At 40.3% G+C, this 22,467-nt stretch carries 20 protein-coding genes and 1 pseudogene; 8 read left to right on the top strand and 13 right to left on the bottom strand.

The window, feature by feature from the left end; all coding sequences use genetic code 11:
- Window positions 1-66 precede the first annotated feature (66 nt).
- Window positions 67-1,965 (top strand): DUF294 nucleotidyltransferase-like domain-containing protein, encoded by a 1,899-nt coding sequence (locus NFU46_RS02045; RefSeq protein WP_175078356.1) that lies wholly within the window; start codon window positions 67-69, stop codon window positions 1,963-1,965.
- Window positions 1,965-2,672 carry a 3'-5' exonuclease gene (locus NFU46_RS02040; protein WP_175078355.1) on the top strand — a complete coding sequence of 236 codons (708 nt, stop codon included), beginning with the start codon at window positions 1,965-1,967 and terminating at the stop codon, window positions 2,670-2,672. Before NFU46_RS02045 ends, NFU46_RS02040 begins: the two co-directional genes overlap by 1 nt.
- Before the next feature lie 104 nt (window positions 2,673-2,776).
- Here NFU46_RS02040 and NFU46_RS02035 read toward each other — a convergent pair whose 3' ends face one another.
- From NFU46_RS02035 to NFU46_RS02015, 5 genes are all read right to left on the bottom strand, one after another.
- On the bottom strand, window positions 2,777-4,351 hold the full coding sequence (locus tag NFU46_RS02035; RefSeq protein ID WP_251599212.1) for a BCCT family transporter: 1,575 nt from the start codon (window positions 4,349-4,351) through the stop codon (window positions 2,777-2,779).
- 332 nt (window positions 4,352-4,683) lie between these two features.
- On the bottom strand, window positions 4,684-6,351 hold the full coding sequence (gene asnB / locus NFU46_RS02030; RefSeq protein WP_058585067.1) for an asparagine synthase B: 1,668 nt from the start codon (window positions 6,349-6,351) through the stop codon (window positions 4,684-4,686).
- A 369-nt stretch (window positions 6,352-6,720) separates the two neighbouring features.
- Window positions 6,721-7,656 carry a biotin-dependent carboxyltransferase family protein gene (locus NFU46_RS02025; protein WP_251599208.1) on the bottom strand — a complete coding sequence of 312 codons (936 nt, stop codon included), beginning with the start codon at window positions 7,654-7,656 and terminating at the stop codon, window positions 6,721-6,723.
- Entirely contained in the window at window positions 7,653-8,321 is a 669-nt protein-coding gene (gene pxpB / locus NFU46_RS02020; protein WP_251599205.1) for a 5-oxoprolinase subunit PxpB, read from the bottom strand. The genes NFU46_RS02025 and pxpB overlap by 4 nt, the downstream gene beginning before the upstream one ends.
- A 152-nt stretch (window positions 8,322-8,473) precedes the next feature.
- A complete protein-coding gene (locus NFU46_RS02015; protein WP_062564439.1) occupies window positions 8,474-9,997 on the bottom strand; it encodes a leucyl aminopeptidase in 1,524 nt (507 codons plus the stop codon).
- Window positions 9,998-10,154: 157 nt separating this feature from the next.
- On the opposite strand from NFU46_RS02015, the gene msrA reads away from it, so the two are divergent.
- Window positions 10,155-11,432, top strand: a complete 1,278-nt coding sequence (msrA, locus tag NFU46_RS02010) for a peptide-methionine (S)-S-oxide reductase MsrA (protein WP_251599202.1) — start codon at window positions 10,155-10,157, stop codon at window positions 11,430-11,432.
- Between the two features lie 61 nt (window positions 11,433-11,493).
- Here the strand turns inward: msrA and NFU46_RS02005 are convergent, their stop codons facing one another.
- Together NFU46_RS02005 and NFU46_RS02000 are read right to left on the bottom strand one after the other, a co-directional pair.
- Window positions 11,494-11,958, bottom strand: coding sequence for a hypothetical protein (locus tag NFU46_RS02005; RefSeq protein WP_251599199.1), 465 nt, complete (start codon window positions 11,956-11,958; stop codon window positions 11,494-11,496).
- 195 nt (window positions 11,959-12,153) lie between these two features.
- Complete coding sequence (locus NFU46_RS02000; protein ID WP_055197213.1) at window positions 12,154-12,573, bottom strand: hypothetical protein; 420 nt, start codon at window positions 12,571-12,573, stop codon at window positions 12,154-12,156.
- Window positions 12,574-13,007: 434 nt separating this feature from the next.
- On the opposite strand from NFU46_RS02000, the pseudogene NFU46_RS01995 reads away from it, so the two are divergent.
- The 3 genes and pseudogenes from NFU46_RS01995 (at window position 13,008) to NFU46_RS01985 (ending at window position 15,066) form a co-directional block, all read left to right on the top strand.
- Window positions 13,008-13,441, top strand: a pseudogene (locus NFU46_RS01995) (GNAT family N-acetyltransferase).
- Window positions 13,442-13,548: 107 nt separating this feature from the next.
- Entirely contained in the window at window positions 13,549-14,073 is a 525-nt protein-coding gene (locus NFU46_RS01990) for a hypothetical protein (protein WP_251599196.1), read from the top strand.
- 75 nt (window positions 14,074-14,148) lie between these two features.
- On the top strand, window positions 14,149-15,066 hold the full coding sequence (locus NFU46_RS01985; RefSeq protein WP_251599192.1) for a hypothetical protein: 918 nt from the start codon (window positions 14,149-14,151) through the stop codon (window positions 15,064-15,066).
- Window positions 15,067-15,135: 69 nt separating this feature from the next.
- Here the strand turns inward: NFU46_RS01985 and NFU46_RS01980 are convergent, their stop codons facing one another.
- Window positions 15,136-15,558, bottom strand: coding sequence for a hypothetical protein (locus NFU46_RS01980; protein WP_251599190.1), 423 nt, complete (start codon window positions 15,556-15,558; stop codon window positions 15,136-15,138).
- Between the two features lie 452 nt (window positions 15,559-16,010).
- Between NFU46_RS01980 and NFU46_RS01975 the strand changes: the two genes are divergently transcribed.
- A complete protein-coding gene (locus tag NFU46_RS01975) occupies window positions 16,011-16,463 on the top strand; it encodes a hypothetical protein (RefSeq protein WP_250659306.1) in 453 nt (150 codons plus the stop codon).
- A 79-nt stretch (window positions 16,464-16,542) separates the two neighbouring features.
- Window positions 16,543-16,908, top strand: coding sequence for a hypothetical protein (locus NFU46_RS01970; protein WP_251599188.1), 366 nt, complete (start codon window positions 16,543-16,545; stop codon window positions 16,906-16,908).
- Window positions 16,909-16,952: 44 nt separating this feature from the next.
- Here NFU46_RS01970 and NFU46_RS01965 read toward each other — a convergent pair whose 3' ends face one another.
- The 5 genes from NFU46_RS01965 to NFU46_RS01945 all read right to left on the bottom strand — a co-directional run bounded on the left by NFU46_RS01965 (window position 16,953) and on the right by NFU46_RS01945 (window position 22,467).
- On the bottom strand, window positions 16,953-17,831 hold the full coding sequence (locus tag NFU46_RS01965; protein ID WP_251599186.1) for a LysR family transcriptional regulator: 879 nt from the start codon (window positions 17,829-17,831) through the stop codon (window positions 16,953-16,955).
- Between the two features lie 388 nt (window positions 17,832-18,219).
- Window positions 18,220-18,876, bottom strand: coding sequence for a 3-oxoacid CoA-transferase subunit B (locus tag NFU46_RS01960; RefSeq protein ID WP_054553796.1), 657 nt, complete (start codon window positions 18,874-18,876; stop codon window positions 18,220-18,222).
- 11 nt (window positions 18,877-18,887) lie between these two features.
- Window positions 18,888-19,586 (bottom strand): CoA transferase subunit A, encoded by a 699-nt coding sequence (locus tag NFU46_RS01955; RefSeq protein ID WP_054553797.1) that lies wholly within the window; start codon window positions 19,584-19,586, stop codon window positions 18,888-18,890.
- Window positions 19,587-19,597: 11 nt separating this feature from the next.
- Window positions 19,598-20,503 carry a hydroxymethylglutaryl-CoA lyase gene (locus tag NFU46_RS01950; protein ID WP_251599183.1) on the bottom strand — a complete coding sequence of 302 codons (906 nt, stop codon included), beginning with the start codon at window positions 20,501-20,503 and terminating at the stop codon, window positions 19,598-19,600.
- Window positions 20,503-22,467 carry an acetyl/propionyl/methylcrotonyl-CoA carboxylase subunit alpha gene (locus NFU46_RS01945; protein ID WP_251599180.1) on the bottom strand — a complete coding sequence of 655 codons (1,965 nt, stop codon included), beginning with the start codon at window positions 22,465-22,467 and terminating at the stop codon, window positions 20,503-20,505. The genes NFU46_RS01950 and NFU46_RS01945 overlap by 1 nt, the downstream gene beginning before the upstream one ends.

The raw sequence follows: 22,467 nt of genomic DNA, 5'->3' as shown, positions 1-22,467 counted from the left end.
TTTTTCTTTGAAAAAATAGCCAATTACCCTCACAATTAAATCAAATGTTTAAAACTAGGTACGCGTATGCAAGCCGAACACGTCGATATAGCCCAATTTCTTTCTGATCATGCCCCTTTTGATGATCTTCCTGAAGAGGCGGTAAATAAACTCGCTACACAAGTCGAAATCGCTTATTTTCGCGCAGGCACTGAAATACTAAATTATGGCGAGGATATTGCTGATTTATTTGTTATTCGAACAGGTGCTGTAGAGATATATCGTCGTGATGGTGATTTATACAACCGTTTAACTATCGGTGGCATTTTTGGACAAATGGGTCTTCTGATGAACCGCAAAGTACGCTTTCCGGCAAAGGCACTCGAAGACACCTTAGTTTATTGCATTAATGTTGAGTTGTTTAATCAATACTGCGACGAATACGAAACATTTGCTGATTTTTTTGAAGCCGATGGTAATGTGCGCCTTCACCAAGCAATTGTTGAACAGGCAGACAGCAACGATTTAACAACCGCCAAGGTTAAGTCGCTTCTTCATCGTGATGTTGTCACTGTGGCAAAAGATGCCTCTGTGCAAATGGTTGCGCAATTGATGACGCAAGAGTCGGTATCGTCTGTACTAGTGACTGATGCAGATAAACCAATCAGTGACGATCCTGATGACGACGACGGCCAAGTAGTTGGCATCATTACCGACCGTGACTTACGTACCAGTGTTATTGCTGAAGGCTTAAGTTACGAAGCGCCAGCCGCGCAAATAATGCAAAAAGACTTAGTATTGCTTGATAGCAATGCCTATGTGTTTGAAGCCGTGCTTGCAATGCTCAGAGATAACATTCACCACCTGCCTGTAGTCGTTAAGAAAAAGCCGATTGGCGTTATTTCGTTATCGGATATTTTACGCTACGAGTCGCAAAGTAGCTTATTGTTAGTACGCGGCATTTTAGCGCAGCAATCTGTTGAAGATTTAGCTCACTATGCAAGGCAGCTACCTAATGTCTTTGTACGCATGGTTAACGAAGATGCTAATTCTCACATGATTGGTACCGCAATGGCTGTTATAGGCCGAACCTTCAAACAGCGCTTACTCGATTTAGCTGAAGAAAAGTTTGGCCCACCGCCGGTTCCTTATTGCTTCATCGCTTTAGGTTCAATGGCTCGGGATGAGCAATTAATTGTGACCGACCAAGATAATGCCATCATCCTTGATAATAGTTTTAACGAGGAATTACATGACGAGTATTTTCAGAATTTGGCTGATTTTGTTTGTGATGGTTTAGCTGAATGTGGCTATAAGTACTGTGAAGGTGAAATTATGGCGTCATTTAAAAAGTGGCGTTTAACACGCGAGCAGTGGAAAGAACAATTTGCAGGTTGGATGGCCGAACCTAAACCGCAGGCTTTATTACATAGCTCGATCTTTTTTGATTTAGACGGTGTTTACGGTAAAAACAAATGGGCCGATGAGCTCAAACGCTTTATCGCAACAGAAGGGCGCAAGAATAAGCGTTTCTTAGCTAACCTCGCCGCTAACGCACGTAACAGAACACCGCCTTTAGGTTTCTTTAAAGACTTTGTGTTAGAGCATAATGGCCAACACAAGCGCTCTATGAACTTAAAACGCCGCGGTACTGCACCTTTATCTGACGTAATACGTGTGCATGCATTAGCGATAGGCAGTCGTAAACAAAATTCATTCGAGCGTTTAGAAGATATTATCGAAGCTAAACTACTTCCTGAAGGTAAAGCACAAGATTTACGAGATGCCCTAGAGTACATTGCCATGATCAGAATAAGACACCAAGCGTGGCAAATAGAAAAGCTTGATGAAGCGCCAGATAACGACTTAGAGCCTCATTTACTTTCTCCTTTTGAACAGCGAAACCTTAAAGAAGCGTTTGCGATTTTAGATAAAGCGCAGAATTTCCTAAAATTCAGATACTCTGCTAACACTGGGATGAAGTAATGGCAAAACAAGGCGCAAAACTTGATTGGCCGACTCGGTATCAGCAGTTATTAGCACAGAGCAAACAGCCGCTGATTCAAGCGTTTTATGAATCAGCTATTTGTGATTTAAACACGCCAATTAGCGATGTTCCCTTAGTAGCACTTGATTTTGAGACAACCGGTCTAAATTATCAAAATGACGATATAGTCAGTGTTGGTTTAATCCCATTCAATACTAAGCGTATTTTTTGTAAAGATAGCCAACATTGGATTGTTCAACCAAGGCGCAAGCTTGCTGAAGAGTCGATTGTTATTCATGGTATAACTCACTCAGAAGTGAGCGATGCACCAGACTTTTCAACAATTATGGAGCCATTGTTAGCAGCATTAAAAGGCAAAGTGATTGTGGTTCATTTTGCTCCCATTGAACGGCACTTTTTATATCAAGCGTTGCAAGCACGCTTAGGTGAAGGGCTTGAATTTGCTGTTATAGACACGCTTGATCTGGAAACGCGTGCACTTAAAGCAAAGCAGGGGTTACTTGGGCGATTGTTTAATTCTAAGATTGATTCTGTGCGTTTAGCTGACTCTCGCATTCGTTATTCGTTACCTGCGTATCAAAACCACAATGCACTTAATGACGCCACAGCCACCGCAGAGCTGCTACAAGCGCAAATAGCTTATCATTACCGCCCTGATACGCCGCTAAGCGAATTACTCATATAGCGCTCGTAGCACGGTTTTTGCTGGGTAATTTAAATTAATTGAGCAAAGCTTATAAATAAAAAACGCCGCAAAAATGCGGCGTTTTTTATTATTTAAAGGCGTGTTTAGTGTCTTGGTTCTGTTCGTAAACCTAGGAGTAAACTCACACACATTAATAGCAATACAAAGGTAAACGGCAAGCCCGTAGATACGGCGCCGGCTTGTAAGGCCTCGATTGCTTGTGTGCCACCAATCCAAACAAGTGCAGCTGCAATAGCGCCCTCGATTGTTGCCCAAAAGATACGTTGTGGCACTGGCGCGTCAACTTTACCACCTGCAGTGATTGAGTCGATTACTAATGACCCTGAGTCAGATGACGTAATAAAGAACACGAGTACTAGCACAATTGCAATGAATGAAAGCACTTGTGACATTGGCAGGGCTTCAAACATTTGGAACATAGCCAGTGGTACATCAGTTAAGCCTTTTTCACCTAGTACACCCACTTTATCAATAACTTGTTCAATCGCGATACCACCATAAATTGACATCCAGAAGATAGTCACAACAGTAGGAACTAGTAATACAGCAATTAAGAACTCACGGATTGTGCGGCCTTCAGATACGCGCGCAATGAACATACCAACAAACGGTGACCATGAAATCCACCAAGCCCAGTAGAATACAGTCCAGCCATGCATCCATGTTTCATCTACACGACCATGTGGGTTACTTAGTGGAATAATGTTTTCAACATAACCCATAACTGTATTAGGTAGGTTACCAAATGCTGCAGAAAAACCAACAAGTGCAACAAATACAAGTAATACAAAAGCAATAAGCATGTTTACGTTACTAAGTAGTTTTACACCGCCGTCGATACCGCGAACAACAGAAATAACAGCAAGTAATGTAACACCTACAATAACGCCAATTTGTAAGCCAATTCCGCTATCAGTACCAAATACATGGTTAATACCTGCAGCAGCTTGTTGCGCGCCTAAACCAAGAGACGTTGCAAGGCCGAATAGAGTGGCAAGTACAGCTAGAATATCAATAAGGTGGCCAGGCCAGCCCCACGCTTTGTCACCTAAAATAGGGTAAAAAATTGAACGAATAGATAACGGCAAACCTTTGTTATAGCAAAAGAATGCGAGAGAAAGCGAAACAACCGCGTAAATTGCCCATGGGTGTAAACCCCAATGGAACATAGTTGCACCCATTGCCAGTTTGGCAGCTTCTGGCGTGTTTGCTTCAACACCGAGTGGTGTTTCGTACCAACCTGTAAAATAGGCAACAGGCTCGGCGACGCCCCAGAACATTAGGCCTATACCCATACCTGCAGCAAATAACATTGCAAGCCAAGAAATACGAGAGTGAGTTGGACGCGCTTCTTTACCACCAAGGCGGATATTACCGTATGGTGAAACAATCAACGCTAAGCAAAACAATACGAATAAGTTTGCTGACCACATAAAAAAGCCATCAAAGTTATTAATAATGTCGTTCTTAATACCATTCAGGGTTGTTTTTGCTGTTTCAGCATCTGAAATAAGTGTTGCCACTAAGAATAGGGCAATTAAACCAGCACTAATGCCAAATACAGGGTTATGCACATCAAAACCCCATTTTTGTACATTGTCCTGACCGACGGTGTAGTCGGTATTGTCGATACTGTACTTATCATGATGTTCGCTCATGAATACCTCTTGTTGTAGTTATATCTAGCAGAAAGCTAAACGGCCGGATGGCACAAGTTCAACTAATACTCTTTTTACGTGTAAAACTTAAAATTAGTTTGTAGACGAACTAAATTTGTACCAAAGTCTAGTCTTTAGTGTAGGAGTTCGAAAAAAAATGTAAATGGTTTTGTCCCTAAACAGCCGAATAAATGCAGTTTTTTACGTTTTTTGTTGGAATTGTGAACAAATTGGGTCGGGAATGGAATAATTTGATGACAGTATTATTTCAAAGCAAATTATTTCAATTGAGAGGAAAGTGCTGCAAACACGGGGCTTGCAGCACAAAATTGCTATTTTTTGTAAGCGTCGTTATGAACGCCAGCAGCACGACCTGAAGGATCAGCATTGTTTTGGAATGATGCATCCCAAGCAAGTGCTTCAGGAGTAGAACAAGCAACTGATTTGCCATGCGGAACACATTTCGCAGCGGCATCACCAGGGAAGTGCTCTTCGAAAATACTACGATAGAAATACGCTTCTTTAGAATCAGGCGTATTGATCGGGTATTTGTATTTAGCATTAGCAAGGTCTTGATCGCTAACTTGTTCGTTCACATACTCTTTTAAAGTATCAATCCAGTTATAGCCTACGCCATCAGAGAACTGTTCTTTTTGACGCCAAAGCACGTCGTCTGGTAGATAACCGTCGAACGCTTCACGAATAATGTGTTTTTCGATTTTACCGTCTTTACACATCTTCGCTTCTGGGTTGATACGCATTGCTACGTCAACAAATTCTTTATCTAGGAATGGCACACGCGCTTCAACGCCCCATGCTGCCATTGATTTATTAGCACGCAAGCAGTCGAACATGTGTAGTTTAGAGACTTTACGGTTAAGCTCTTCGTGGAACTCTTGCGCATTTGGTGCTTTGTGGAAATAAAGGTAACCACCAAATAGTTCATCTGCACCTTCACCTGACAACACCATTTTAATACCCATGGCTTTAATTTGGCGCGCCATTAAATACATCGGTGTTGAGGCACGAATAGTGGTTACATCGTACGTTTCGATGTGATAAATCACTTCACGTAGGGCATCAATACCTTCTTGAATAGTAAAGTGAATAGGGTGGTGAACCGTACCAATCATATCAGCTACTTTTTGCGCAGCTGCTAAATCGGGTGAACCTTCAAGACCCACAGAGAATGAATGCAGTTTTGGCCACCAAGCATCAGACTCGTCATTATCTTCGATACGTTTTGCAGCAAAACGCTGTGTGATAGCTGAAATTACAGAAGAATCTAAACCACCAGATAATAGAACGCCATATGGAACGTCACACATTAATTGACGTTTAACAGCTGCTTCTAGGCCTTCTTTAACATCGCTCGCTTTTGCTTCGTTGTCTTTTACTGCATCATAGCTTTGCCAATCACGGCTGTAGTACTTACGAAGTTGACCATCTTTGCTCCACAAGAAATGACCCGGAGGGAACTCTTCAATATGTTTACAAATTGGCGAAAGTGCTTTTAATTCTGAGGCAACATAAAAGTTACCATGCTCATCATGACCCGTATAAAGCGGAATAATCCCGATATGGTCACGACCAATTAAGTAAGCATCTTGCTCTTCGTCGTATAAACAAAACGCAAAAATACCATTTAAATCATCTAAAAACTCAGGGCCTTTTTGTTTATATAAAGCCAAAATCACTTCACAGTCTGACTGAGTTTGAAAAGTAAAATCAGTTTCTAAGCTAGCAGCGAGCTCTTTGTGGTTATAAATTTCACCGTTAACAGCAAGAATATTTGTACGCTCAGGGTTGTACAAAGGCTGTGCACCACTTGATACGCCAACAATCGCTAGACGCTCGTGCACTAAAATAGCTTTATCTGATGAATACACGCCAGACCAATCTGGCCCGCGGTGCCTTAATAGTTTTGACATCTCAATTGCTTGGCTACGCAATTGAGCGGGATCAGATTTAATATCTAATACCCCAAAAATTGAACACATAGTGACTCCTCATTCCAAATATGTGCGCAGTTAACAGAATTTATATAACTGCGAATGTTTGTTTTAACAGAAATAATTACCTAAGTCACACAGGTTTTTTAATTAATTGAGAATAAAATATGCACCCGCAATTACCTCTTTGCACCAGTATGGGGTAAGTGGTTAAAGGGTGAGCTGTTTAAATGCTTGATTTGTGCAAATTGGATGATAATGAGTCTGTAATAAAGGCTTTTGTTACTACATTTTCTGCACAGCTTTGGTGCAAAGGAATGCGTAGGGTTTTTACCTTTTTAAATGTATAGACAAGCCATGAAGGCAACGCGAGCAAAGACTTTCTTTGCTCACTTTTTAAACACCAATAAATTAACGCTATTTATTAATATAGTTTAGCGCTATCGCAAGTTGATTTAAGTGCGCAGTTAGCTTTTCTTGTGCCTCGTGGGCTTCGTTGAGTGTAACAAACTTAAAGTGAAGGAAATCGCCGGGTTTTAATTGTGCAAAGTGACGAAGATCGGCTTCGATCACGGTGCCGAGCAATGGATAACCCCCCGTTGTTTGCGCATCGTTCAATAGCACTATGGGTTCACCGTTTGGCGGAAGCTGAATACAGCCAGGAGCAACAGCCATAGAGGGTAATGAAACATCATGGCTGATATCACACTCATCACTTAATAGTCTTGTGCCCATGCGGTTACTATTAGGCGATACATGCCAAGAATGATTTATAAAGTTAACGATGGTGTCTTTTGGTAACAGTGCTGCATGTGGTGCAGCATGAATACGAATTTGTGTACTTTTAGGTGGTAGCATGGCGCCTAAGCCAATTTTGGTATTGTACCTTGGCGTTATATCAAAACTATCGCCAGCCTGTAGTGCTTGACCGGTTAAGCCACCAAAACCCGCTAATATATCTGTTGAGTAAGAATCTAAAATGGGCTCAGGTAAATGCCACTCGCCGCCAATAGCAAGGTAGCTTCTAAAACCATGACGCGCCGCATTAAACTTTAACACATCGCCTTTTTTGATGTAAAAGCTCCAGCCAGGATCAACAGGGTTGCCATTCACTGTGGCTTTCATATCAGTGCCGTGCAGAGCAATGTAGTAATCGTTATCGAACTGAATTTCGGCCAGACCCAAAGTGATCTCAATAACGGGGTTGTTGTCGTCGTTGCCAACTAAACGGTTTGTAATAACTTGAGCGTAAGGGTCTATACACCCTGATTGACCAATGCCTAAATGGCGAGAGCCTGTGCGGCCTTGATCTTGTATAGACATTTGCATGCCAGGTTTGATGATAGTGATCATTTTAACACCTCCTGAATAACAAACTCTAAAGTATCACCGGGTTCAATAGCACAAGGCGAGGCTGCATTGATATCAAACAGACGAAAATCTGTATGACCTATAATTTGCCAGCCACCAGGGGAGCTTTCAGGGTAAATACCGGTTTGATCGCCGCCGATAGCAACAGAGCCTTTTGGAACAGAGAGCCTAGGTTTGGCATGGCGAGGTGTGTAAAGTTGTGGATTTAAACCATCTAAATAAGCAAAACCGGGTTTAAAGCCTAAAAATAGTACGTGGTATTTGGCACTACTGTGCATTTGAGCAACATCATCAACAGACAGATTATGATGTTTAGCAACATGCGCTATATCAGGCCCATATTCACCACCATAACGAGTCGCAAGTTTATGATGACGTGAGTTAAAGTCAGTGGCTTTAAGTTCGTGCCATTGTTCAAGTAATCGTGGCAGCCAACCAGCAAGTTTAGCAGGCTCTTTTAGATAAAGCGTTAAATTATTATTGGCAGGGACTACATCAACAAAGTCATCACTGCTTTGGCAATATTGGGCTAATGCCCATATTTTCTTTTGCGTAGTCAGTGTGTCGCTTGCTGTTTCATAGGCATCAAAAAAGATGCTATGCGTAGTGAGCGCCATAATTTTAGGTGTACTATTGGTCGTCGTCATTGCGTATCAATCTTATTATTATCCCTTAATGCTTATTAGCATATAGGCTGTTTGTTGATGATGTAAATGTGTCTTTAGTGTTAATTAGAAAAACTCAAGACAATCAAGTGGCTATAATAGCTTATAACCACTTGATAAAGCGCAATGCCTAATTACTGTGCGTTATTTAGTAACCAATTAGACAGTAAACGCACGCCATAGCCTGTACCGCCTTCAGCTAGTTCATCTTTTGCTTTAGAATTTAGCGCGTTACCAGCAATATCAATGTGAACCCAACGTGTGTCACCGGCAAAGTTTTGTAAGAAACTCGCTGCTGTAGTAGCACCTGGGCCATGTGAACCAATGTTTTTAAGATCAGCTATGTCTGACTTTAATGCATCTTCATAACCTAAAGGTAAACGCCATAGGTTCTCGTTTACTTGCTTACCAGCAACAGTTAGTTGCTCTACAAGCGTGTCGTCATCAGAGAACACTGCCGCATAGTCATTACCTACAGCACGAATTTTAGACCCGGTTAGGGTCGCAACATCAACCATAATACTTGGCTTGTACTTGTCGCGGGCATACCACATTGCATCACTTAATACTAAACGGCCTTCAGCATCTGTATTTACAATCTCAACGCTTAAACCTTCTGCGGTTCTTACAACGTCACCCGGCGCTACGGCAAATTGCGATACCATATTAGCTGCCATACCCATGACAGCAACGACATTTGTGTCGGCTTTAGCCAGTGCCATAGCTTTAACAGTACCTAGTACGGCTGCTGCGCCTGCCATGTCTGATTTCATGCGGGCGATTGAAGCGCCTGTTTTAAGGCTGTAACCACCAGAATCAAAGGTAATACCTTTACCCACTAATGCGATAGGGGTGTTTTTATTACCTTGATAATGAGCAACCACTAAACGTGCACCTTCTTCGCTACCACGGCCAACAGCCTCAAGTGCACCCATGCCCAGCTTTTTAAGTTGCTTAGGCTCTAAAACAGTAATTTTAACACCTAACTTTTTAAGCTCTTTTGCCGCTTTAGCAAAATCAACCGGCGTCATTTCTGTTGCAACTTCAGACGTTAAGTCACGTGCTAAAAATACACCTTGTTCAATGCTTTGTAGTAGTTTATGGGTTTTGACCGCTTGGTCTAAATTCTCAACATCTAATGTGTAGTTAACAACGTGGCTGTCTTGTTCTTTTTTGTATTGCTCAAAACGGTGGTCACGTAAATTTGCGCCATGTGCAAATTCTGCTGCATATTTAGCATTGATTGCGCTGTCTTTTAGCTCTGAAAAATCAAGGCTAACATTTGCTTGTTTGGCCGACTGTAATTTAGCGTGAACGTTACCACCTAGTTTTGCCATTTTTGCTGCATCTAGTTTTGGCTGCTCTCCTAAGCCAACAAGTAAGATGCGTTGATGGTCGCTACCGTTTGGTGCGATAACTTCTAAAGTTTTGCCATAGCCTGCTTTAAAGTCGCTAAATTCAATGACTTTATTTAGGTGAGTTTGGGTTTCTGGCTTTAAATAATTAAAGTTAGCAACTTGGCTGTCTGTATCTAAAAATAAAACTAGGGTGTTGTCGTTCGGTTTGATTGATTTCGCAAAAGTGAACTCTGCGGCATTCACTTGCGTAGCAAGTGTTAATCCTAATGCAATAGCAGATAGGCTGTGTGCAATTTTCATTTTTTAATATCCCAATGTTAAAAAGCTGTGTTTTACCGTAAATAAGGTTAAGAGTTAAATTGTTAGCGGTGAATCGCTGTTTGCATGCGTTTAAGTTGAAATTATTAATACCTATGCTCGGTCTGTCTTAAATACAGGCTTTTAAGAGGAAATTAGTATGACAATTAAGTCGATGTTACTGACACTATTCACTTGCAGTGCCATTTTTACCACCAGCCCAATTAAAGCTGACACAATGCCAGATAACGCAACAGGGCATATTGAAACCATTGTGCTTGGTTCAGGTTGCTTTTGGGGAGCAGAAAAACGATACGAAGCACTTGATGGTGTGTTGGATGCGGTATCTGGCTATGCCGATGGGCATGGATTTAAAGCGACTTACAAGAACATAACACGTAGCTCTCGACGCTTTGATAAAAACAATTATGCAGAAGTTGTTAAAGTGACATACAACAGTAACGAGTTAACAACTCAATCGCTTTTAAAGCATTATTTTGAAAATCATGATCCAACTCAGCTAAATCGTCAAGGGAATGATGTTGGTACTCAATACCGCTCAACAATTTTGGTAAGTAATAATGAGCAACTCGAGATTGCCAATAAACTTAAAGATGAATACCAAAGCAAATTAACCGCAGCAGGCTACGGCAAGATTGTGACTGTGATAAAACCGCTTGATGCATTTTATGCCGCTGAGGATTATCACCAAGATTATTTAAAGAAAAACCCCAATGGCTATTGCCCTGATCATTCAACGGGCGTTGTATTCACACCAGTAGAAAAACAGCAGGTTGATAACACAGCCTTATTGGCCGGTAAGCAAATTGTAGTGATAGATGCTAAAGGTTATTGCCCATACTGTGAAAAGTTTAAAAAAGAGGTGGCTAATCAGTACATGGGCTCGATACCTATGACATTCCGTCATGCTGATCAACTTGATGGCTTAACGATTAAAACGCCGACTTGGGCAACACCCACGTTATTATTTATAGAAAATGGCGAAGAGGTTTATGGTCGCCAAGGCTATGTTAGCAAAGGTGAGTTTTACAAAGCCTTAGGCGCATTTAAACTAGGTGACAGTGAAGCCTTTAGAGTGGCGTTTCATGCAAGAACAGACAGCCCATTTTGTAAGCAATACGATATCTTTAAAAATACACCAGACGGTATTTTTATTGATAAGCTAAGTGGAGCGCCGCTTTTTGACACCCGAGATAGATTTAACTCAGGCACTGGCTGGCTTTCTTTTACTCATCCTGTGAAAGACAGTGTAACTATGCATGAAGACAACAGTTATGGCATGCAGCGTATTGAGCTTAAATCAAAAAGCTCGGGCATTCATTTAGGTCATTTGTTCCCTGGTGAAGGGCCAAGAGGTAAAGACAGGTACTGCATTAATGCAACAGTGCTTGATTTTGTGCCAAGAGATAAATCTTAAAAAGTAACTGATGTAAGAAAACCAGCCGACATGGCTGGTTTTCTTTTAGCCTGATGACTTATTACCACAATTTTAATTCCTGTTTCGCGAGATTTAAGTTAAACGATACGAGCTCATTATTATTGAGCTGCACAGCCTCATAAAAATCAGCAATGGCCGCTGTATCATTTTTCGCCATTAGTCGAGCAATGCCTCTATTACTTAATGCATAAGATGTCAGTTCATTACGTTTATAGTGCGGGGCATTGACCTTTTTTAGCATCGCGATTGCTTGCGAGCAATCTTGTTCAGCTTTATCAAACTGTTTTAGTTTCACACCCGCAACACAGCGGTTAAACGGCACGATATAGTTGTTAGCTTCGTTCATTGTCTCTAAATAATTAGCAAAGTTTCCTTGCATAATTGCTTTTGAGCTTGCGTTATCGTCAACAACCATGAGTTTAAAGTCGTTGTCGTTGGCGAATACAAAATTTGAACAAACAAATAATATTAACCACATGCAGGGTTTAAGATTTAATTTAAACATTGTTTTCTCCTTGTTAGCGTAAGCGTTGTGCTTACTCTATAAAGTTAGAAAACAGGGGGGAAAACTGACAAACGATATAATCGCACCCATAAGGTGAAGAAAAGTATTCTATAACGCAGATATTTTAGACGAAAAAAAGCCCGGTCAGAACACACAAGAACCGGGCTTTCGACAACAATTTGGTTGGGGTAACTTTTACAGCGCTAGGTTTTGCTTTGCGCGGCTTAAGTTGTGGTTAACAAGTTCGTTTTTAGAAATTTGCACTGCTTCATAAAAGTCAGAAAGAGCAGCAGTATCGTTTTCAGACATGATGCGTGCAACACCACGGTTACTAAGTGCAAACGATGTTAATTCGCGACGTTTGTAACCAGGTACTTTACTTGTACTTAGAAGCGAAATTGCTTGTGTACACAGGCTTTCCGCTTCTGAAAAATTCTTTTCTTTAACGCTTAATGCACAGCGGTTGAAGGCAGTTTCGTATTGGCTTGTTGCATTGTCGTTAGATTGAGCTTGCTCAATAACCATCAGTTTATAATCAGCTTGATCGGCTACTGCCATCGCTGAGCAAGTTAATAAAGAGCTAAGTGCAATAGTTTTTACAAGTGTTTTTAACATGATAGTTTTCCTCTGAATAAGTTGGTGTTTCTTGCCAACGAGTGAACTTTAAAATATTCCTATAAGCTAAACAAACGATTAAATTAAAACTGATAGATGAAGAAATTTAATCTATAGAGTAATTACTCAGGGTTCAGGTTTTTACTGTGGTGTAGAGGAGGTGAAGTTGTTTTAATTAATTCTTCACAATTGAAATATGCATTGATGATTGTTTATAAATTTAATACTGAAGATTATATAAAGATGCTATTTGTATCTTGAGTTTATGGTTTTCTAATGGCGATAGGTTTTAGTAGAACGACCTAACTTTTTAACAGTGGCAATCGGTTAGTAACTTTGTTACAACTAAACCTCTTAAATAACAAGTGTTCATTGTGTTACATATACGAGCAATGAACCCATAGTTAACATGTTAATCTAATGAAGGAATACTGGTGCAAGGATATAGAATCAGCACAGATAAAAAATACCTCGATATTGAAGTAATTTATGGTTTTATTTTAAAAAGCTACTGGGCGTCCGGAATACCAAGGCAGACGCTTGAAAAAGCCATTTCAAACTCCTTTTGTTTTGGAGTCTATGATAGCCATGATTCTCAAGTAGGTTTTGCCGCCTTATAACAGACAAAGCAACATTTGCTTATCTTTCCGATGTATTCATAGTAGAGAGCTGCAGAGGTAAAGGTTTGAGCAAGTGGCTCGTTGAAAGCATAGTATCTCATCCCGAGTTTCAAGGCTTGAGGCGTATGGTATTGGCTACAAAAGATGCTCATGGTTTGTACGCGCAATATGGTTTTCAACCTATTGAAAACCCAGAGATGTTTATGCAAATTTGGAATCCAAATGTTTACCATGAACTAGAGAAATAACAACAATTTAAAGGTTACATGGAACCAACTACTTTTAGTTTGTGGTGAACTTAGCGTTTGATTGCAGTCTTATCATATATAGGCATTAGGTAATTAAGGACAGAATCATGAAAACAGGAATTTTATCTATCGGATTATTATTTATATCAAATCTTGCTTTTGCAGATTGTAAAGCAGTACTTGAAGAAAGGTTAAAAGACGATTTAAACCTCACATACCAGCAATTTGATCAGACATACGATGCTGGGTTTAGATTGTTAGAGAAATTAGGTTGCCATGCTGAAGCCGCAATTCTGATAAAACGTTTTATCTCTCACAATAATTCAAAAGAAAGCTCATTAACTTGGCATTTAGCTCAAATGGAAGGGTTAGCGGGTGACTATCAGCAAGCGGTTTTTCACGCTAAAAAAGTATTGGATCCCGGTGAAGAGCTAAGTGGTTCAAAAATGTATTGGAATGACTTTGTGTTAGGAAACATCGCTTTTTGGAATAAAGACAAAGCAAAACTAAAACAACACATAGTGAATATTGAAAACGGACAAAGTTTTAAACCTAACCAGATAAACCTGAACTACCTGAATCAGTTACTCAAAAACTTTGATTTAAGTTACAAACAGGCATTATCTGAGTAACCAACCACTTAGACATGAATTATCGAATCTTCAACATATACGACTTTAACCTAACAAATATTTCTAACTATAATTATGCAAAAATTATCTAAATTTCTTTTACTCACCAGTCTCATATCTGGAGTGCTTTCATTTAATACGCATGCTAACAACCAGTCAGCTGATTTCGAAGTCATTAATCTTGCTGATGATTTTTATACTTTATATCAGTCAAGCAAGACGTTGACTGCAGAAAATAGAGCAGAGCAGTTTTCTCAACATTTCACTTCTCAATTTGCGCCTTTTTATAGTGATAAAAGCTTTGTTAAAGCTATTGAGGGTTTCAGTGAAATAGAAGAACTCTATTTATCAAAAAATAGGCGTTTATCTAAAGATTTAAATAGCAGTATGGAATCATTTATTGCTACTTTCCCTGATTTCAAATCTGAAACCCCCATTTACATACTTCACTCGTTAGGAAGGTTCAATGGGGCAACGCGAGAGTTAAATGGTAAGTCTTACTTAATGTTTGGTGTAGATCTTATGGCCAAGTATCATACCTGGAAAAACGATACGCCATTCTTTCATCACGAGTTATTTCATGTTTATCATGAAAAATTATTTCAATGTAAGGATGAGTTATGGTGCTCTATTTGGACTGAGGGATTAGCTACTTACGTTTCATATAAATTAACTCCGTCAGCCAGTGATGATGAATTGATGCTAAACATACCTAGCAATCTGGTAAAAAAGATTCGCTCAAGGCAGCTCGATTCTCTCGTTGACCTCAAGAAAAAGTTTTATTCGAAAAAAACTGAAATATATTCTTCATTTTTCAACTTCGCAAAGGACGAGACAAAGCTGCCATACCGAAGAGGTTATTACCTAGGTTTTATTTTAGCTAAAGAAATTGGCAAAAATTACAGCTTAGAGCAATTGGCTAAAATGGATAAACAGACAGTAGAGAGCCTATTGCTAAAAGAGCTTGATTTATTAATAAAAGCGGAAGGCTAAAAAACTAAACACCTAAACGACAAAACCCAGCCGAGGCTGGGTTTTGAGACAACACAATTCTGTTAGAACTTATAACGCTAAGTTCTTTTTCGCACGCGTTAAGTTGTGCTCAACTAACTCGTTACCTGAAATTTGTACTGCTTCGTAAAAGTCTGACAATGCAGCAGTGTCGTTTTCAGACATGATGCGTGCAACACCGCGGTTGCTTAACGTAAACGACGTTAATTCGCGACGTTTATAGCTAGGTACTTTACTCGTATTTAGTAAGCTGATTGCTTTTGAGCATAGTGTTTCAGCTTCAGAGAATTTTTTCTCTTTAACACTCAAAGCACAGTCATTAAATGCTTGTTCGTATTGACGGTTCTGTGCAACATCAGCAGTGATAGATTGGTCAATTACCATCAATTTGTAGTCACTCTGATCAGCCACTGCCATAGCTGAACAAGTTAATAAAGAGCTAAGTGCAACGCGTTTCATAAGTGTACTAAACATAATCTTTTCCTCTATTTGAATCGGTATCAATCGCCGACAAATGAACTTTAATTGAACAGCGCAAATTCAACAAACGATAAAAAATGACCTAATAGATGAAGAAATTTAACCTATAGACTTTAGTCTAATGTAATGAGTTAGTCTTAAAGCCGTCAGCCGTCAGCCGTCAGCCGTCAGCCGTCAGCCGTCTGATCTGTGATCTGACCCCGATAAAGTAGACACGGGGTTTAATTAACTTGTTCGTACTGCATGGGACTTTTATACCCTAGGGTGCCATGATCTGACCCCGATAAAGTAGACACGGGGTTTAAATAGCTAATGTTTACGATAAAGAACAATAGAGGGGCGGAGTATGCAAAACAAACAAATTGTTGTTAATTAAAAATAAAATCGGTACTTTATGGTGGTATGTATAGTTGATGATTTAATTTATTCAGAATAAGCGTATAACCATGAAACTGATATTTGCGTTGTTATTTTTAGGGCCTGTTATTGCCAATGCAGCTGAAGATAAAGTTGCTGTTTATCTTAATTTTGAGCAGGCTTATTTGAGCAACGATGTATCTTTGTTTACGCCATTATTAAGTAAAAACTATACCATTAGACAAACATTGCATATTCCAGGCATAGGGTCAGATACTGTACCTGTTACTAAAGCTCAGTTACTTGAAGGCATGAAGCAAAATCCTAAGCCTAGTTCATTGCCACGCTCAAAAGCTGAATCAGTTAAAATAGAAACAATTTCAAAACAGCAATTCTGTGCAAGTTCACAAACTTTAGATCAAGTCGTAGTAGCAGGTAAAAACTACGAAGAGAAGGAACTGCGCAAAGCCTGCTTTAAACATGAAAATAACAGCTATGAAGCTATATCACATACCATTGATGTGTATTATCGAGAGCTTTGATAGAGATAGTTAACATTCAGAAATTTCCGTGTATCAAATAAACGTACTAACTGATATTAATTACGGATAAACCCTATAAATGAGAGAAGGAAATAAATATGAACAAACAGTTAGGTTTATTAGTGGAGTATTTTTAGCATCAACAAGTTGCTTCGCAGCTGATAGCTTTCAAGTTGAAACATCTGTTTATAAAGCAAATGAGCTTCTAGCATCGCCAGTAATGCTGGTGGAAGAAAAACAACCTGCGACCATCTCTATAGGTGAGGGGTTTAACTATGAAGTTACAGTGACACCACAACAAAATAATACGGCAGCTGTAGTAACATCAATCACACTCGCTGGCAGCTATTTTACACCTTCTTTTGTTGTGGAATATGGTAAACAGGCTTCTTTTGAAATTGGTGAAAACAAAGTGAGTATTTTAGTAACCAAGTCGAAAAGTTAAATTAGCAATAAAAGACCCTCAAAAAATTGAGGGTCATTTATCTATTATTTTAGATGTTTAAAAGTATCAATCATCCATTTTATAAATAGCTCTAATTGTGCATTAGTTTCACTAGGATCGTGTTGCACTAAGTAATATTTATCTTTCGTTTTTAATGGCATATCGGTGAAATTAAATAACCACTGCTCATCAAACCAAGTCTGACTGATAGGTAAGGGGATTAGGGCAATACCCATACCCTGTTGCGCGGCACGTGCCACACCAAACATACTATCAACTTGAATAATTTGCTTTGGTGCAAAGTCTTCAATACCAGCATGCTCTGCCCATTGGTGCCAAGCCCAAGGACGCGCTTTATGAAGTATAAGAGGTACTTCATTTAATGCCTGAAACGGGTTTTCTTGCCATGCTTGCCAGTTTTCTTTATTGCAAGCTGGTGTATACGATAGCGAAAATAGCTCATGTACAACGCCTTCGTGCGGTTTAGATGAAGACAATACAATCGACAAATCGCTTTGCTTAGTCAGCTCTTTACGCGTTTTTAAGGTATTAAGCTGTAAGTTTGTATTTGGGTGCTCACTGGTCCATTCGCTCAGTTTTGGCATTAAAAGCTCACTGGCAAAAAACTCAGGTAGCGTAATACTGATCGTTATGTTTTCTTGTAACTGACTAAACTCATTGATGGTTTTTTCTAGCGCTTTGATCAGCGGTGATACAGAGTCATAAAAGTTCTTCCCCGCAGCAGTTAGGCGGATAGAGCGGGTTTGACGTTCAAAAAGTTCAATACCCAATTGTTCTTCTAATTGTTTGATCTGATGGCTTACGGCAGACGGCGTAAGGTAAAGTTGGTTTGCAGCATCTTTAAAGCTAAGGGTGCGTGCAGCAAAACAAAATGAGCGTAGGCCACGAATAGGTGTTTGCATAGTTAATTTCAGTAAGTCTCAATAGCGCTTGTTAGTTAATTAACTGCTAAGCAATTATTATCCCAAAATGTAAAAAAATAGAGAGTAAAGAATGAATATAGCTAACTCTTGCCATATTGTATAAAAAACAATCGTGAATCGCTCGTTTAATCTATGTTTAGGTAAATGTTTAGTAAAAAAGTGATCTTAGCAGTTTTAGCTATTTCGTCATAGTCTCAGTATTAGATACTGCCAATTCACTAAAGCAGGGCATTTTATACTATTTATGTGACAAAATGGTGCGGCGAAAGGCTAACTTTAGATAAAAAAAACCCCTCTTGCGAGGGATTTTGGGTAACTCAGCGCCATTGGCACTGGGAATGAGGTCGGTACATGGGATGTGAGTGGTTTAAAAAACCATCTCTGGAACATCACCTTCAACAAGCAATTTGCCTGCCGTTTTGCTAATTATTTCATCTACTGACACGCCTGGAGCGCGTTCGATTAGATGAAATGCGCCGTCTTTAACTTCTAGTACGGCTAAATCAGTTACGATTTTCTTTACACAGTTAACCCCAGTTAGCGGTAAAGTGCAACTTTCTAATAACTTAGAGTCGCCATGCTTGCTTGCATGAGTCATCGTAACAATAATATTCTTCGCGCCAGCAACGAGGTCCATCGCGCCACCCATGCCTTTAATTAGCTTTTTTGGGATCATCCACGATGCGATGTTACCGTTCTGGTCAACTTCAAATGCACCTAATACTGTTAAGTCTACATGACCACCCCGTATCATGGCAAAACTATCTGCACTATTAAATATTGCTGCACCTGTGGCTGCTGTCACGGTTTCTTTACCCGCGTTGATCATATCTGCATCAACTTGGTCTTTGGTTGGGTACGCCCCCATACCTAATAAGCCATTTTCAGACTGCAACATAACCTCTATACCGTCAGGTACATAGTTAGCAACCAGAGTAGGGATACCAATACCTAGGTTTACGTAATAGCCATCTTGTAGTTCTTGTGCAACACGCATTGCAACTTGTTCACGTGATAATGCCATTTTATTGCTCCTTAATCGCGAGTTGTTACACGTTCAATGCGTTTTTCAAAGTCGCCTTTGATCACGCGATTAACATAAATACCTGGGGTATGAATTTGGCTTGGCTCAAGTTCACCTGGCTCAACAATTTCTTCAACTTCAGCAACGGTAATTTTACCTGCTGTCGCGGCCATCGGGTTGAAGTTCATTGCTGTGTGGCGAAATACAAGATTTCCGTAGCGGTCAGCTTTCCATGCTTTAACAATGGCAAACTCGCCTGTAATTGACTCTTCTAAGATATACGGGCGACCATCAAATTCTTTGACTTCTTTACCTTCGGCAACCGGAGTACCGTAACCTGTAGCTGTATAAAACGCAGGAATACCCGCACCACCAGCGCGCATCTTCTCAGCGAGTGTACCTTGTGGTGTTAAAACAACATCAATTTCGCCATCGAGTAGTTGTTTTTCGAAAAGCGCATTTTCACCCACATAAGAAGCGATGATTTTTTTAATTTGCTTATCGTGAAGTAAAACCCCTAAACCAAAATCATCTACACCGCAGTTGTTCGAAACAACGGTTAGATTTTTAGTTTGTTTACGCTTAATTTCACTGATAAGTCCCTCAGGAATACCACACAAGCCAAAGCCACCAGCGATAATTGTATCGCCATCTTTTAAACCTTCCATTGCAGCTTCATAACTTGAAACCACTTTATCGAAACCGGCCATGAGCCTACTCCTTAATTATTCTGAGTGTTCTTTAGAGCAAGTGATACCTTGCTGACAGGTTGTTTATTTAATGCACTGCAAATAGCCCAACCAGCTTTCGCCAGTCTTTCTAAATCAATTCCATGCTCTATGCCAAGCCCTTGTAGTAAGTAAACTACATCTTCAGTGGCAACATTTCCTGACGCACCTTTGGCATAAGGGCAACCACCAAGGCCTGCAACAGCACTATCAACCGTTGCTATACCGCGTGTTAGGGCGGTGTAAATATTTGTGAGCGCTTGTCCGTAGGTGTCGTGAAAATGTACAGCGAGTTTTGATTTATCAATATGTTGCAAGAGTAAATCTAATAACTCATCGACTTTTTTCGCCGTACCTACACCTATGGTGTCGCCAAGGCTAATTTCGTAACAACCAAGCTCTAGTAATCGCTTTGATACTTTTAATACATCATTGTAGTCGACATCACCTTGATATGGACAACCCATGACGCAGCTAACATAACCTCTAACACGAATGTTATTCGCCTTGGCAAAATCCATAACATCTTTAAAGCGGTCAATACTTTCATCAATAGAGCAGTTAATGTTCTTTTGGCAAAATGCTTCACTTGCCGCTGTAAAGATAGCAAATTCTTGTATGCCGACTTGTTTTGCCGCCTCTGCACCCCGTAAATTCGGGGTGAGGGCACTTAAGTTAACATTAGGCAAATTTAACGCGCTAATAACATCGCTTGAGTCAGCCATTTGTGGCACCCATTTAGGTGACACAAAGGCGCCTGCTTCAATATCTTTAAGCCCAGCATCTGCTAGTGCGTTGATAAGAGCGACTTTATCTTGAGTGCTAACGGCGGCTTCATTTTGCAAGCCGTCTCTGGCGCCAACTTCTACAATGCGAACAAAATCAGGAAACTGTGCCATTACGCCTCCGGCTCTTCAACAATCGCGAGCATATCACCGTGACTAACCAGTTCACCTTCAGCAAAGCAATAGCTGGTTAATACACCATCATGCGGGGCATTAAGGGTATATTCCATTTTCATCGCTTCTATGATGACAACAGCGTCACCTTTAGCGACAGTCCTACCCACTTCAACTAAATGTTTAACAACAGTACCATTGAGTGGTGCAGCAAGTGGTAGTGCATCACTTTCGTGTTCACTAATATAGTGTTTATCAATCAGCTCTAGCACCGTTTGCTGTGCTTTGTAAATCACTGTGATGTGAGAGTCTGTTTGATTAATATGAGCCACAACTTTTTCGCCATTAACGACTAGGTTTGCAAGGCCATTTTCAACCTTGCCTGAGCTTGTATAGTCAACTCCATCTAGGCTGATTTTAAAGCCATCTGAGGTCTTAACCGCATGAACGTTTAATTCCACAAACGGAATTGTTGTTTTAGCGTCACTGTTAAGCATAAAGCCTGTTAATTGTTGCCATGGGCTGCTGCTTTCACCTTTTAGTTGGTGTGCATACGCATAGGCTGCCACAACGGTTGCAATAACAGACTGTTGTTCGTTTTTAGCAACAAGGCGCTCACCTTGGTCTTCAATAAAGTGCGTATCGGGTGCACCAGCTTGAAAAGTAGGGTGGTTAGCAAGGTTATGTAAGAAATTAACGTTACAGCTAAAACCTGCGAGGTGGAATTGCTCTAGTGCTTTTGATAAACGCCCAAGCGCTGCCTCACGGTTATCGTCATGAACAATTAATTTAGCAATCATAGGGTCGTAGAATGGGCTAATTTCATCACCCGCTGCAATCCCTGTATCTATACGTACAAATTCAGATTCGTTCGGTGTGAATAGGGCGTCAATGTGGCCAGAACACGGAATAAAGTCATTACTTGGATCTTCTGCATAAATACGCGCTTCAAAGCTGTGACCTTGTAGCTGAATATCTGCTTGGCTAAGTGGTAAAACTTCACCTGCTGCAATATTGATTTGCCAATTCACCAAATCAACACCGGTTACCATTTCTGTTACTGGGTGCTCTACTTGTAAACGGGTGTTCATTTCCATGAAGAAGAATTCATCACCGCATAGTAAAAACTCAACCGTACCTGCACCACGATAGTTAATCGCTTTGGCACAACGTACTGCTGCTTCACCCATTTCTTTACGAAGTTCATCAGATAAACCCGGAGCAGGGGCTTCTTCAATTACTTTTTGGTGACGACGCTGCAAAGAGCAGTCTCGATCGCCTAAGTACACACAGTTACCATGACTATCGGCAAAAACTTGTACTTCAACATGGCGAGGTTTGCTGACATAGCGCTCTAACAGTACTAAATCATTACCAAAGCCGGCTTTTGCTTCACGTTTTGCACCTTCAAGTGCACTGATAAAGTCTTTTGCGTGTTCTACAACTCGCATACCTTTACCACCGCCACCAAAGGCCGCTTTAATCAGTACCGGGTAACCAATTTTTTCAGCTTCAGCTTGTAAGAATTCAGTATCTTGATTGTCACCATAGTAACCAGGCACTAAAGGTACATTTGCTTGGTGCATAATTTCTTTAGCGCGGGTTTTTGAACCCATTGCCTCAATACTTGATGCTGGCGGGCCTATAAAAGCGATATCATTTTTTTCACATGCGAGGGCAAAGTCACAGTTCTCAGATAAAAAACCATAGCCAGGGTGAATACAATCAACACCAGCTTGTTTTGCAACATTGATGATTTTATCTGCCACTAAGTATGAGTCTTTACTTGGCGCAGGACCAATATGATACGCCTCATCAGCAAGCTTTACGTGCTGAGCATGTTTATCACCATCTGAGTACACTGCAACCGTTGTTAAGCCCATTTGCTTTGCTGTACGCATAACTCGGCAGGCAATTTCACCACGGTTGGCAACGAGAATTTTTTTCAATGATTTTGTTGTCAT

Origin of the sequence: Pseudoalteromonas sp. NCCP-2140 (assembly GCF_023708065.1) — a bacterium.
In the GTDB taxonomy this organism is placed as follows: Bacteria; Pseudomonadota; Gammaproteobacteria; order Enterobacterales; family Alteromonadaceae; genus Pseudoalteromonas.
This window is presented reverse-complemented; position numbering and strand designations above follow the sequence as displayed.

Excerpts from the sequence above, each read along its gene's own strand:
- NFU46_RS02045 (WP_175078356.1), top strand. The coding sequence starts at position 67 with ATGCAAGCCGAACACGTCGATATAGCCCAATTTCTTTCTGATCATGCC.
- NFU46_RS02040 (WP_175078355.1), top strand. The coding sequence starts at position 1,965 with ATGGCAAAACAAGGCGCAAAACTTGATTGGCCGACTCGGTATCAGCAG.
- NFU46_RS02035 (WP_251599212.1), bottom strand. The coding sequence starts at position 4,351 with ATGAGCGAACATCATGATAAGTACAGTATCGACAATACCGACTACACC.
- asnB (WP_058585067.1), bottom strand. The coding sequence starts at position 6,351 with ATGTGTTCAATTTTTGGGGTATTAGATATTAAATCTGATCCCGCTCAA.
- NFU46_RS02025 (WP_251599208.1), bottom strand. The coding sequence starts at position 7,656 with ATGATCACTATCATCAAACCTGGCATGCAAATGTCTATACAAGATCAA.
- pxpB (WP_251599205.1), bottom strand. The coding sequence starts at position 8,321 with ATGACGACGACCAATAGTACACCTAAAATTATGGCGCTCACTACGCAT.
- NFU46_RS02015 (WP_062564439.1), bottom strand. The coding sequence starts at position 9,997 with ATGAAAATTGCACACAGCCTATCTGCTATTGCATTAGGATTAACACTT.
- msrA (WP_251599202.1), top strand. The coding sequence starts at position 10,155 with ATGACAATTAAGTCGATGTTACTGACACTATTCACTTGCAGTGCCATT.
- NFU46_RS02005 (WP_251599199.1), bottom strand. The coding sequence starts at position 11,958 with ATGTTTAAATTAAATCTTAAACCCTGCATGTGGTTAATATTATTTGTT.
- NFU46_RS02000 (WP_055197213.1), bottom strand. The coding sequence starts at position 12,573 with ATGTTAAAAACACTTGTAAAAACTATTGCACTTAGCTCTTTATTAACT.
- NFU46_RS01990 (WP_251599196.1), top strand. The coding sequence starts at position 13,549 with ATGAAAACAGGAATTTTATCTATCGGATTATTATTTATATCAAATCTT.
- NFU46_RS01985 (WP_251599192.1), top strand. The coding sequence starts at position 14,149 with ATGCAAAAATTATCTAAATTTCTTTTACTCACCAGTCTCATATCTGGA.
- NFU46_RS01980 (WP_251599190.1), bottom strand. The coding sequence starts at position 15,558 with ATGTTTAGTACACTTATGAAACGCGTTGCACTTAGCTCTTTATTAACT.
- NFU46_RS01975 (WP_250659306.1), top strand. The coding sequence starts at position 16,011 with ATGAAACTGATATTTGCGTTGTTATTTTTAGGGCCTGTTATTGCCAAT.
- NFU46_RS01970 (WP_251599188.1), top strand. The coding sequence starts at position 16,543 with ATGAGAGAAGGAAATAAATATGAACAAACAGTTAGGTTTATTAGTGGA.
- NFU46_RS01965 (WP_251599186.1), bottom strand. The coding sequence starts at position 17,831 with ATGCAAACACCTATTCGTGGCCTACGCTCATTTTGTTTTGCTGCACGC.
- NFU46_RS01960 (WP_054553796.1), bottom strand. The coding sequence starts at position 18,876 with ATGGCATTATCACGTGAACAAGTTGCAATGCGTGTTGCACAAGAACTA.
- NFU46_RS01955 (WP_054553797.1), bottom strand. The coding sequence starts at position 19,586 with ATGGCCGGTTTCGATAAAGTGGTTTCAAGTTATGAAGCTGCAATGGAA.
- NFU46_RS01950 (WP_251599183.1), bottom strand. The coding sequence starts at position 20,503 with ATGGCACAGTTTCCTGATTTTGTTCGCATTGTAGAAGTTGGCGCCAGA.
- NFU46_RS01945 (WP_251599180.1), bottom strand. The coding sequence starts at position 22,467 with ATGACAACAAAATCATTGAAAAAAATTCTCGTTGCCAACCGTGGTGAA.